Raw genomic sequence first — 12,351 nt, forward strand, 5'->3', positions numbered from 1 at the left:
ACGTTAGCGGTAATTTTCTCGCCACACAGACATGACACAGACAACAAAAAATATATTACAGATTATTTTAGTAACGCTTTTATTAAGCGTTCTAATTTTCGCTTTTACAGAAAGGTCGAATCAACTATGGAAAAAAACGGCTTTAATATTAATGGGTTTAGCATTTATAATACTGGAAATAAGAAGAATTAAAAGAATCAAGTATTTTAATCTCATTGAGAATGATTTAATAATCAATCAGACTTTTTCAGATCAAAAAAGATACGATTTAAAAGCAATTTCAAGTTGGACTGAAAACCATTATAATCTATTAGGAATTAAAACCGGAAACGAAATAATCATAAATATTGAAGGAGAAAAAATCAGATTGTTTGAACGAAATTCAAAGGATTATGAAAAGCTGTCTGATTACTTGAATGATAAGTTATCAACGAAGTACGAAAACTACCGCTAACAGCGGTTTTTGCGCAATTGCTGATTTAACTTTTTACTTCTTCACGAAAAACGTTTATCTTTAACAGAAAATAATCAGCCCGCTGGCATCGAAACTGTCGCAAAGCATCGGAACACGTTATGAGCTATGCTAAAACCGAGCATTAAATGAAGAACTTCAATTTGAGAATTACGTTATTCTATTTTTTTGGAATTTTATTTATCATTTATGGTTTTCAAAGATTCTTTTATTCGTTTCAAATTAAAGAAATTTTATACTTACGTAAAGACATAAATGACGTTGAATGGACAAAAAGAATAAAAATACTTGATGATTTTTTATGGTATAGACTTTATTTGGCTTTTGTGATTGCCTCATTGGGAATTGTATTTGTTGCTTACATGAATTGGAAAAATAAAAATCATTACATAAATACTGTTATTATATTTCTTCTCTTATTGATGACATTTTTTTCTGGAATAATTTTTAATAACACTATAAACCAATACTTTAGTTATTTTGAAAAACTATTTGGTAAAAGTTATGAATACGGCTACTTTGCGTGTGGAATAGTACTAAATTTCGTTGGAAGTTTATTAATACTGAAAAGTATCAGAATTGAGAAAAGCACAGTTCATAACAGCGGTTTCATGCAATGACTGGGTTGCTTCGTTACCTTAACGCTTTTTCTTCACGAAAAAATTCTATCTTTAGCAGAAAATAATCTACACCACTCGCTAGCAACAAACGCAAAGCCCTGGACCGTTATGTGCAACCTTAAATAACGATAAAAACATCAAGTAATGTCTGGACTCAACATACTAAATGAAAAATCTTTAGAAATTGACCCGCAACAATGGTGTTCAGACATTGAGACTTTTATTAGAACAAAATTTATTGAATCCAAAAAGGACGGGATTCTAGTAACCGTTTCAGGCGGACTGGACTCCAGTGTTACTGCCGCTCTTACAACAAGAGCTGTTGGTAAAGACAAGGTAACAGCTCTAATGTTACCAGAACGATTTGGCAACCCTGAAGCCAATTTATACGGTAAACTCATTATCAAACAGCTTGACATAAAATCCAAGAAAATTTACATCAACCCTATCCTACGTAGTTTAAAAATAGCAGATCTACTTTTGACATTTTTAGGTGGCAGGGAATTTTGGAGAAATCGAATTGAAAAAGTCAAGCAAAAAAAAGGAGATGAAGTTTACAAAGGATATTTAAAAATGTTAAGGGGTGAACGAGTAGAAACATTTCAAAAATATACCTCTAAAATAAGTGGCAGACAGCGTGCAAGATTACTTTACGCATACAAATATGCAGAAGACAACAACCTGTTGCTGGTTGGTGCAACTCATAAAACAGAGCGTTCCGTTGGGCTTTTTGTAAAATGTGGAATTGATGACTGTGCGGACATTATGCCTCTTAAAAATATTTATCGAAGTCAAATATTCCAAATTGGGCAACATATCGGCATCCCAACCGAAATTCTGGATAGAACACCCAATCCCGATATGGTTCCTGGTGTTACAGACAAATATGTTGGCTATCTGGAATTGCCTGTACAGCAAGTTGACTTGATTTTACTTGGCTTAGAGAACAAAATGACACCAAAAGAAATTGCAGAACAAGTTACCCTAAGAGAAAAAAAAGTTTTAGAAATACAGGAAATAGTCCGATTGACAGAAACGCAAAGAAATCCTTCGCTTGCACCAATTATGACCGTAAAAACAACTAAGAATGAATAGAAGGGCTACATACAACAGCGGCAACTGTTGCACAACTCCCATTTACTAAAAATCATATCGAAAAAATACAATCCAACTTCTTTTAAAGCGATTTGAAAGAAGTTTCTTTTTGCCCTAGTACCTTTCAACGAATGCCTGCTTATCTTATGAAACAAACCACAGCGTTTATAAGATGCTCATTCTCTATTGCTTTTAAAAAGCAAAGTTATTATCTTTAATTCACCACTTAAACTTTAGAGATAAAAAGTCAATAATATGCAAAAGATCCAATTCAAAATACACATAAACGCCTTTGCCGACAAAGTCTATGAAACCATGCTGGGCATGAGCAATAAAGCTACTTATGAGACATGGACAGCGCTTTTTAACCCCAGTTCTACCTACGAAGGCAACTGGTACAAGGGAAGCAAAATGCTCTTTGTGGGAACAGATGAGCATGGTAACAAAGGCGGCATGGTTTCGGAGATAGCTGACTGCATCCCCAACCGTTTTGTTTCTATTCGTCATTACGGAATTATAAAAGACAATACCGAAATTACCGAAGGTCCGGAAGTAGAAAAATGGGCTAACGGATTTGAAAATTATACCTTCGAAGAAAAGAATGGTACAACTACAGTTATTGTTGATTTAGATGTTACAGAGGATTTTTTGGATTACATGAATCAGACTTTCCCAAAAGCACTCGAAAAACTAAAAGAAATTTGCGAGCAATAAACACAAACAAAAAAGCCTCGAAATCAATGATTTCAAGGCTTCTTGTGATTCCAGAAGGATTCGAACCTTCGACCTACGCATTAGAAGTGCGTTGCTCTATCCAGCTGAGCTATGGAACCATTTGTTTTAAAACTTTATGGTAAAGTTTTGGTCGGGGTGGCAGGATTCGAACCTGCGGCCTCCTGCTCCCAAAGCAGGCGCGATAACCGGGCTACGCTACACCCCGAGTAGCAAAATTTATAAGCGGAGAGACAGGGACTCGAACCCTGGCGACGGTTACCCGTCGACAGATTAGCAATCTGCTCCATTACCACTCTGGCACCTCTCCAAGCTCAGAGAACGTGTCTCGTTTTGCGGTTGCAAATGTAACACAACATCTCATTTCTCACAACTATTTTTGTGCTTTTTTTTAATATTTTTTTTGATTTTTTCAAAAAACACTAACAATCAAAGAGATAGAATCCATCTTTTTTTAAACTTTTTTTTCAAAAACAGAATCAATAATCGAAAATATAAATTTTATACAAAAAAGACTAAATTTGCTACAACTATACAATCAAACCTAATTTAAAAAATGAGCAAAAAAGTAGTTATCGTTGCTGCCGTAAGAACACCAATCGGAAGTTTCATGGGAGGATTAGCCAATGTTTCAGCACCGCAACTGGGCGCTGCAGCCATCAAAGGCGCTTTGGACAAAATCAATTTAGATCCTAATCTGGTAGACGAAGTACTGATGGGTAATGTCATTCAGGCAGGCGTAGGTCAGGCTCCTGCACGTCAGGCGGCTCTTTTTGCTGGTTTGAAAAATACCATTCCCTGCACCACTATCAATAAAGTTTGCGCTTCGGGTATGAAAGCCGTAATGATGGCGGCTCAGGCTATTCAAACTGGTGATGCTGAAATTGTAGTAGCAGGCGGTATGGAAAACATGAGTTTGATTCCGCATTATACCCATTTGAGAAGCGGAACAAAATTTGGTCCCGCTACCCTTACAGATGGTATGCAAAGAGACGGTTTAGTGGATGCTTATGACAATCAGGCTATGGGTGTTTATGCCGACCTTTGTGCCAACCAATACAATATTAGCCGGGAAGAACAGGATAATTTTGCCATTGAATCGTATCGCCGTTCGGCTCAGGCCTGGGATACAGGTAAGTTTGATGCCGAAGTCGTGCCGGTAGCCGTTCCGCAACGTCGTGGTGAACCGATAGTGATTGCTAAAGACGAAGAATATACTAATGTTAAATTAGATAAAATCCCTTCTTTAAACGCTGTTTTCACCAAAGACGGAACCGTTACTGCCGCTAATGCTTCTACAATAAACGATGGAGCCGCAGCCTTAATCCTGATGAGTGAAGAAAAAGCAGCCGAATTACAATTAAAACCATTAGCCTATATAAAAAGCTATGCCGATGCTGCTCAGGAACCAAAATGGTTTACCACAAGTCCTGCAAAGGCCTTACCTAAAGCCTTAGACAAAGCAGGAATAACAATAAATGATGTCGATTTTTTTGAATTCAACGAAGCTTTTTCCGTTGTAGGTTTAGCCAATATCAAAATCCTGGGATTGGACAGTGCCAAAGTAAATGTCAATGGAGGTGCCGTTTCCTTAGGACATCCACTAGGTTGTTCAGGAGCGAGAATCTTAGTGAGTTTGCTGCATATTTTAGAACAAAATAATGCCAAAACAGGAGCCGCAGCCATTTGCAATGGTGGCGGAGGTGCTTCAGCAATTGTTATTGAAAGAATCTAAAAAAATAGAATTAATGTTCGGAATTTGTAATTTAGCCATTATCCCCCTTCGATTTGAACCTAGCGACAAAAGCGAAATTGTTTCCCAAGTTTTATTTGGCGAACATTTCAAAATTTTAGAAAAACGCAATCAATGGTCACGCATTAAATTACAATACGACGACTACGAAGGCTGGGTAGATTCCAAACAATATCAGGTGATTTCAGAAGCCAATTACGACCAATTGTCTAAAGAAACCATTATCCTGAATTCCGATTTAATCGAATACATTACAGCACCTAACAATCTGTTGATTCCTATTCCGCTGGGGGCTTCGCTGTCTTTTTTAAACAACAACGAAATCAATACCCAGAATTACGAATTTGAAGGAACAAAAGTAAACGGTATAAAAGACAAAAAAAACCTTATCAATACCGCTTACATGTACCTGAATGCTCCTTATTTGTGGGGAGGGAAAACACCTTTTGGTATTGACTGCTCCGGTTTTACACAAATGGTTTATAAATTGAATGGATACAAACTTTTAAGAGATGCTTCGCAGCAGGCAACTCAGGGTGAAGCCTTAAGTTTTATTGAAGAAAGCGAACCCGGAGATTTGGCTTTTTTCGATAACGAAGAAGGCAACATCATCCATGTGGGGATTATCATGGAAAACAATTACATTATCCATGCGAGTGGAAAAGTACGCATTGACCGTATTGACCATTTAGGAATTTTTAACGGCGAAATCAACAAACATACTCATAAACTGAGAGTGATTAAGAAGATTGTTTAATTTTAAAACATTCTTTTTAAAACGAGGCTATATTCCCCTCTTGAGAGGGGTTAGGGTGTGAAAAAACCTTTTTTACTTACAATCCCATTTTTCATTAGAAAGTTTGTCTTTTAATGCCGATTTTAAATTGTAATGCCACCATTCGGAATCGAAAGAATTAAAACCATTTTCTATCATAACCTTTTTAAGCAGCGCCCGATTGTCTTTTACTTTTTGAGATAAATCTTCGTAGTTATGACTGGCTTCAGGGCCAAAAAAATCAAAAGGAGTTCCCATTTTTAATTCTTTCCCTCTTTTATTTACAAGTGTAATATCGACCGCTCCTCCTCTATTATGAATCGAACCTTTGGCTGGATCGGCTACATATTCCGGATTAGGAACAATAGCCCACATTCGTTTTTGAATATCCAGCGGACGGTAACAATCATACAATTTAATACGCAACCCTTCTTTCATAAAAGTTTCATTGGCCTTTATCAAAGCCTGAACTGTTTTGTAACGCAAATAACATTCGGCGCAATCGTACACTTTGGCTTTCAGAAAATTATCTTCGGTAGCGTATTTCATATCATAAACAAAATCAGCACTATAGGATTTCAAATTGACAAATGTAGTATCGTCCACTGCCACAGCAACCGGATTAACAGACTTCACCACCACAATTTGCGATTGACAGGACAAAAAAATAATCAATAAACAAAGTAAACTTATATTTTTGAATGTAGTTCTCATTGGCAACTAAATTAGTAACGCGTTTTTTGAAATAAAATGCATTTTCAAATACAACATTTTGCGCTTCTTACAAATGTACAAAAGGAAACCAATAAAGCAGTCTTACTCCTTATTCTTATTGATAATCCACACAAAATTGATTGTTCGAAATTGAAAACAAAAAAAGAATCAGCCTGAAGTAGTTAAAAAAATCTTTTTTATGCGGTTTTACTTTCGGCGATTAAATTTAAAAATGTACTTTTATTTTTTATTACCCAAATGCAATAAATCATTCACCATTAAAACTAAATAAACAACTTAAAAATGATTGTAGATTCTTTAAACAATGCTGCTAAATACTATGGTTTGCACCCTGCTTTCGAAAAAGCTTTTCAATTTTTAAAAGAAAATGACTTAGCCAATCTGGCTGACGGAGTAACCCAATACAGCGATGATTTAAAAATTATCGTAAACTCAGGAAACGGAAATTCAAAAGAACAAAGTTTGGTTCACTTTGAGTGCCACGATAAAAATATTGATATTCAGGTATGTGTAGCCGGTCCGGAAACCTACGCCTGGAAACCCAGAGAAAAATGTGTGAGTCCAAATGGTGATTACAGCGACGAAAAAGATGTTCGTTTCTTTTTTGACAAACCGGATATGTTTTTCGAATTGAATCCGGGACAATTCACCATCCTATTTCCGGAAGATGTACATGCGGCCATGATAAGCAATGGAAAAATTAAAAAAATCGTTATCAAGGTTAAAATCTAAAAAAAAAATAAAATTAATTACAGCAAAACTACTTTTCGGAGTAGTTTTTGTTGTTTTATGAAGCAAATGAGAATCATTTTATTCCGAAAAATAATTATTACATTTGAATCTATTGCCAAAAAATTACAACCAAATGCTTAAAAACAGAGCCGTTTTTATTTTTACATTCTTCTTTTTATTTCAACTCAGCCATGCTCAAAAACCAAAAAAGCCTGATGCTGTTGAAATTTACAATCAAATTCAGAAATTAAATTTCCTCGGGAGTGTGCTTTATATTGCTGCTCATCCTGATGATGAAAACACCCGCTTGATTTCTTATTTTTCGAATGAAAAAAAAGCAAGAACGGCCTATCTTTCCTTGACTCGTGGTGATGGCGGACAAAATTTAATTGGTCCTGAATTAAGAGAATTATTAGGTGTAATACGTACCCAGGAATTAATAGAAGCCCGAAAAATTGACGGCGGAGAACAGTTTTTTAGCCGTGCTAATGATTTTGGTTTTTCTAAAAATCCCAACGAGACATTTGAAATTTGGGACAAAGAAAAAGTACTGGCTGATGTAATCTGGACTATCCGAAAATTTCAACCTGATGTGATTATCAATCGTTTTGACCATCGTTCACCAGGAACTACCCATGGTCACCATACCGCTTCGGCTATTTTGAGTGTAGAAGCATTTGGTTTATCCAATAATCCGGAACGTTTTCCGGAACAATTGCAATGGTACAGTCCCTGGCAAGCCAAACGTGTTTTCTTTAATCCTTCGGTTTGGTTTTATGGCAGTCAGGAAAAATTTGATGCTGCTGATAAGACCAATTTCGTCACTTTAGAAACAGGTGCTTACTATCCGGCATTAGGGCAATCCAATCAGGAAATTGCAGCCTTGAGCAGAAGTGCTCATAAATCACAAGGTTTTGGCAGCACGGGAAGTCGCGGTAAAGACAGCGAATATTTAGAACTGATTAATGGTGAAGAATTAAAAGACAAAACCAATATTTTTGACGGAATAGACACTAGCTGGAATCGTGTAAAAGGAGGAAGAACTATTGGGAGAATAATCAACAATATACAGGAACGATTTGATTTTTCAAATCCTTCTGCTTCAATCCCTGCTTTAATCAAGGCTTACCAAATGATTGAAAGTCTTGATGAAAATCATTGGAAACCAATTAAATTAAACGAAATTAAAAATATCATTGCCAGCTGTGCCGGATTGTATCTCGAAGCCGTGGCCTCAGAAGATCAGGCGACTCCGGGAAGTGCTGTAAAAATCAAAATTGAAGCGATTAACAGAAGTACTATTCCAATGGAATTAAAAAGCATCACCAGTTTTCCTGACAAAAATAATACCGACATCAACAAACCTTTAGATAACAATAATCCACAAAATCTAACAGTTCCTATTCAATTAGCCGAAAACATTGGGTATAGCCAACCTAATTGGTTAAAAGAAAAACCAACTACAGGTATGTATCAGGTTAGTGATCAAAAAAACATTGGAATTGCTGATATCATCAGAGATATTAAACTGGAATTCAACATTGCAATCAACGGTCTGACCATTCCTTTTGAACGTGCAGTAGTCTATAAATTTAATGATAAAGTTAAAGGAGAAATGTACAATTATCTTGATGTGGTTCCCGAAGTAAGTTCGAGAATCATAGACAAAATTTCTTTTTTTAATGACGGAAATACCAAAAAAATGGCAGTATTGGTAAAAGCCGGAAAAGACAACATCAAAGGAGAAATCCGATTGGAACTTAACAATGACTGGAATGTTTTTCCGGATCATATTCCTTTTAGCCTGGACAAAAAAGACAACGAAAAAACAGTTTATTTTGAGGTAACTCCTCCTAAAGAAGCTTCGGAAACTACCGTAAAAAGTGTGGTTACACTTAATGATAAAAAATATGAAAAAGAACAAATTATTATCAATTACGAGCACATCAGTAAACAGCAGGTATTGCTTCCGTCAGAAGCAAAATTTAAAAAACTGGATTTAAAAACTACTAATGAAAGAATTGGCTATATCATGGGTGCAGGAGATAATGTCCCTGAATGTTTGAGCCAAATGGGATACAAGGTAACATTAATCACTCCCGAAGAAATCAATTCGCGTTATTTGAATAATTTTGATGTAATCATCACCGGAATTCGTGCTTACAATACCCTTCCCTTTTTAAAAACGAGACAACATTTATTATTGGAATTCGTTAAAAGAGGAAAAACACTGATTGTACAGTACAACACTCCGGATAAAACGATTCCTGCTAATATTGCTCCCTATCCTTTAAGCCTTTCTAACGACAGAGTTACCGACGAAAACGCCAATGTTGAATTTTTAGCACCAAATCATCCTGTTTTAAATTATCCTAACCCGATTACATCAAAAGATTTCAAAGGCTGGACACAGGAACAAGGCTTGTATTATCCTAATGAATTTGACGCTGCCTTTACGCCTATACTTTCTTCTCACGACAAAGGAGAAAGTGCTAAAAAAGGTGCTCTATTAGTTGCTACCTACGGAAAAGGACAATATATCTATACCGGCTTAAGTTTATTTAGAGAATTACCAGAAGGTGTTTCAGGAGCCTATCGGTTAATTGCCAATATGATTGCATTAAAAACTCCTGAAACTGAGGAAACACAAAAATAAAAAACACTTATAATGGACTCAAAAAAAGAAAAAAAGTGGAAACCGGATTACACCTGGGTACTGGTTGCCAATGTAGCTTATGTCTTGTTTTTTTATCTAATAATGAAATTATACTCTTAAACCATGCAATTATTTGACTGGATTGTACTTATAATTACCTTGCTATTCATAGTAATTTATGGAGCCTGGAAAACGAAAGGAAGTAAAAACGTAGAAGAATTCATTCTGGGAAGTAATGAAACTCCCTGGCATATGGTGGGGCTTTCGGTAATGGCTACTCAGGCCAGTGCGATTACCTTTCTTTCCACTCCCGGTCAGGCTTATCATGACGGAATGGGATTTGTTCAGTTTTATTTTGGATTACCCATAGCTATGATTGTCATTTGTTTGACATTTATTCCTATCTATCATAAATTCAAAGTTTTTACTGCCTATGAATATCTGGAAAAACGTTTTGATTTAAAAACACGTTCCTTAGCAGCTATCCTTTTTTTATTGCAAAGAGGACTTGGAACAGGATTGACCATCTATGCTCCTGCGATTATTTTATCGGCATTATTAGGTTGGAATCTTACGTACATGAATATTGTAATAGGGATTTTGGTAATTATTTATACCGTTTCCGGCGGGACTAAAGCAGTTAATGTGACCCAAAAACAACAGATGTTTGTGATTATGTCGGGTATGTTTATCACCTTTTTTCTAATTCTTCATTTTTTACCTAATGATATGACTTTCAGCAATGCGCTGCATATTGCCGGAGCTAATGGAAAAATGAACATTGTAGATTTTTCTACTGACCCTGAGGAAAAATATACTTTCTGGAGCGGAATTACAGGAGGTTTCTTCCTGGCTCTGGCTTATTTTGGCACCGACCAATCTCAGGTAGGACGTTATTTATCCGGAAAATCGGTTAGGGAAAGCCAAATGGGATTAATCATGAACGGGCTCTTAAAAGTGCCTATGCAGTTCTTTATCTTACTGACTGGCGCGATGGTTTTTGTTTTTTTCCAATTCAACCCGGTACCTTTAAATTTTAATCCCAACAACAAAGCCCTCATTGAAAAATCAAAATTTAAGAACGAATACCATTCTTTAGAAAAAAAACTGGACACCCTTTCTGAAGACAAAAAAGTAATTAATCTTTTGTACATCGACCAATTAAACCAGGATTATGACAATCCTATTTTAAGAAAAGAATTAGTTGCTATTTCAACCAAAGAAAAAGATTTAAGAGACAGAGCTAAAGAAATTATCCATAAAGCCGATAAGGGCAGTGAAACCAATGACAAAGATTATGTTTTCTTTCATTTTATCCTGCATTATTTACCCAAAGGTTTAATTGGTTTATTATTGGCTGTAATTATATCGGCAGCTATGTCTTCTACTGCTTCGGGACTAAATGCTTTAGCTTCCACCACCGCTATTGATATTTACAAACGAAATTTAAAAGAACCGAAAACCGAAACGCATTATCTGAATGCTACTAAATTTTTCACGTTCTTTTGGGGAGTGGTAGCCATTCTTTTTGCCTGTATTGGTACTTTGTTTGAAAACCTAATTCAGTTAGTAAACATTGTTGGTTCTATCTTCTACGGGACAGTATTAGGCATTTTTCTGGTTGGTTTTTATTTTGATTTTGTCAAAGCCAAAGCTATTTTTTACAGTGCTTTTATTAGCCAGTTGACCATCTTTGTCATTTATTATTTTGCCATTTTTATCTATCCGAGTGGCGAAGAAAAACTGGGCTATTTATGGCTTAATTTCATTGGAGCCATGATGACGATTGTGCTTTCTTCTTTATTGCAATTAAGTATTTTTAAAACAACGAAAATTGAAGAATAAATTAAAAACAAAAATCCCATTCGAACCAGATGTGCGAATGGGATTTTTATAAAAAACGAAATATTTTATCTACTCCATTCCTCTATACTGGCTTTGTTCATTTCAATGTATTCTTTGTTTCCGGCAGCTTCCGAAGCCGACATAGACCATTTAGCTGTTTCTATAGCTCCTTTTTTATCTCCCTGTTTTGCCTGAATCAATGATTTTAATCTTAGATAATAAAACGGAACCGATTTAGACAATTCAATCGCCTTGTCAATATAAGATCTTCCTTTTGCAATATCTCCGTTAGACTGGTAATAATATTGAGCTGCTGTATAATATTCTTCAGGTGTTGGTCCTGCAAGGGTTTTATCAATACTTGCAATTGCCAGTTTATTAGTAGGCACTTCAAATTTCAATGAAACATAGGAGTTCTCCCAGGAAATATCTAAAGTTGCCGAATTAGTCGTCAAATTATTAATCGCTAAAGTAAAAGTTTCTACCGGTTTTGTCAAAGCTTCATCATTAACCGTTGCCTTCAAAGCTACTTTTGCCTCATCAAAATCCTTAGGTGTTCCCCAATTGTCAATTGCGGTATAAAAAATAATATCCCAACTCTGAACATTGGGAACGGTAAATAAAGCATATTTCCCTTTTTTCAACGTTTTTCCATTAATCACTACATCATCACTAAAAGAGATCGTCGAATTTTCATTAGCTCCGGTACGCCATAGCTGACCAAAAGGAACCAAATTCCCTAAAACCGATCTTCCTCTTGCCGATGGTCTGGAATACACAATTTCTACATCAGTTAGACCAACTACCTGTTTAACAACAGCATTCGGACTTGTTTCAGGAATTCTTACCTGAGCTGTAACACTAAAATAAGAAACCACAAGAAATAATACAATCAATACTCTTTTCATAATTCTGTAATGTTTTAAAAATCAAATT

The 12,351-nt window shown here is 35.7% G+C and carries 10 protein-coding genes and 3 tRNA genes; 8 read left to right on the forward strand and 5 right to left on the reverse strand.

The window, feature by feature from the left end:
* The first annotated feature begins 151 nt into the window (after nucleotides 1-151).
* The 3 genes from BLR17_RS08610 to BLR17_RS08625 all read left to right on the forward strand — a co-directional run bounded on the left by BLR17_RS08610 (nucleotide 152) and on the right by BLR17_RS08625 (nucleotide 2,901).
* Nucleotides 152-454, forward strand: a complete 303-nt coding sequence (locus BLR17_RS08610) for a hypothetical protein (protein ID WP_139068408.1) — start codon at nucleotides 152-154, stop codon at nucleotides 452-454.
* 782 nt (nucleotides 455-1,236) lie between these two features.
* Nucleotides 1,237-2,187, forward strand: a complete 951-nt coding sequence (gene nadE / locus BLR17_RS08620) for an NAD(+) synthase (protein ID WP_066329935.1) — start codon at nucleotides 1,237-1,239, stop codon at nucleotides 2,185-2,187.
* Nucleotides 2,188-2,442: 255 nt separating this feature from the next.
* Nucleotides 2,443-2,901: a tungsten formylmethanofuran dehydrogenase gene (locus BLR17_RS08625; RefSeq protein WP_066329933.1), complete on the forward strand. Its 459-nt coding sequence runs from the start codon at nucleotides 2,443-2,445 to the stop codon at nucleotides 2,899-2,901.
* Nucleotides 2,902-2,946: 45 nt separating this feature from the next.
* Here BLR17_RS08625 and BLR17_RS08630 read toward each other — a convergent pair.
* The 3 genes from BLR17_RS08630 to BLR17_RS08640 all read right to left on the reverse strand — a co-directional run bounded on the left by BLR17_RS08630 (nucleotide 2,947) and on the right by BLR17_RS08640 (nucleotide 3,229).
* Nucleotides 2,947-3,020: transfer RNA gene (locus BLR17_RS08630), tRNA-Arg, on the reverse strand.
* 29 nt (nucleotides 3,021-3,049) lie between these two features.
* Nucleotides 3,050-3,127 (reverse strand) — tRNA-Pro (locus BLR17_RS08635).
* Between the two features lie 18 nt (nucleotides 3,128-3,145).
* Nucleotides 3,146-3,229 (reverse strand) — tRNA-Ser (locus tag BLR17_RS08640).
* A 246-nt stretch (nucleotides 3,230-3,475) separates the two neighbouring features.
* Here BLR17_RS08640 and BLR17_RS08645 point away from each other — a divergent pair.
* Both BLR17_RS08645 and BLR17_RS08650 read left to right on the forward strand, forming a co-directional pair.
* Nucleotides 3,476-4,654 carry an acetyl-CoA C-acyltransferase gene (locus BLR17_RS08645; protein WP_066329932.1) on the forward strand — a complete coding sequence of 393 codons (1,179 nt, stop codon included), beginning with the start codon at nucleotides 3,476-3,478 and terminating at the stop codon, nucleotides 4,652-4,654.
* Between the two features lie 13 nt (nucleotides 4,655-4,667).
* A complete protein-coding gene (locus tag BLR17_RS08650) occupies nucleotides 4,668-5,429 on the forward strand; it encodes a C40 family peptidase (RefSeq protein WP_066329993.1) in 762 nt (253 codons plus the stop codon).
* Nucleotides 5,430-5,501: 72 nt separating this feature from the next.
* On the opposite strand, the gene BLR17_RS08655 is transcribed toward BLR17_RS08650, so the two are convergent.
* The gene (locus BLR17_RS08655; RefSeq protein WP_066329931.1) at nucleotides 5,502-6,161 is read right to left on the reverse strand and encodes a M15 family metallopeptidase; all 660 of its coding nucleotides are present in this window, start codon (nucleotides 6,159-6,161) and stop codon (nucleotides 5,502-5,504) included.
* Nucleotides 6,162-6,464: 303 nt separating this feature from the next.
* On the opposite strand from BLR17_RS08655, the gene BLR17_RS08660 reads away from it, so the two are divergent.
* From BLR17_RS08660 to BLR17_RS08670, 3 genes are all read left to right on the forward strand, one after another.
* Nucleotides 6,465-6,914 carry a NanQ anomerase/TabA/YiaL family protein gene (locus tag BLR17_RS08660; RefSeq protein WP_066329930.1) on the forward strand — a complete coding sequence of 150 codons (450 nt, stop codon included), beginning with the start codon at nucleotides 6,465-6,467 and terminating at the stop codon, nucleotides 6,912-6,914.
* A gap of 133 nt (nucleotides 6,915-7,047) precedes the next feature.
* Nucleotides 7,048-9,570, forward strand: coding sequence for a PIG-L family deacetylase (locus tag BLR17_RS08665; protein ID WP_066329929.1), 2,523 nt, complete (start codon nucleotides 7,048-7,050; stop codon nucleotides 9,568-9,570).
* 123 nt (nucleotides 9,571-9,693) lie between these two features.
* Nucleotides 9,694-11,415 carry a sodium:solute symporter family protein gene (locus tag BLR17_RS08670; RefSeq protein ID WP_066329928.1) on the forward strand — a complete coding sequence of 574 codons (1,722 nt, stop codon included), beginning with the start codon at nucleotides 9,694-9,696 and terminating at the stop codon, nucleotides 11,413-11,415.
* 65 nt (nucleotides 11,416-11,480) lie between these two features.
* Here the strand turns inward: BLR17_RS08670 and BLR17_RS08675 are convergent, their stop codons facing one another.
* Nucleotides 11,481-12,323: a DUF2911 domain-containing protein gene (locus tag BLR17_RS08675; protein WP_066329926.1), complete on the reverse strand. Its 843-nt coding sequence runs from the start codon at nucleotides 12,321-12,323 to the stop codon at nucleotides 11,481-11,483.
* Between the last annotated feature and the right edge of the window lie 28 nt (nucleotides 12,324-12,351).

This window comes from Flavobacterium glycines, from assembly GCF_900100165.1.
Lineage (GTDB): Bacteria > Bacteroidota > Bacteroidia > Flavobacteriales > Flavobacteriaceae > Flavobacterium > Flavobacterium glycines.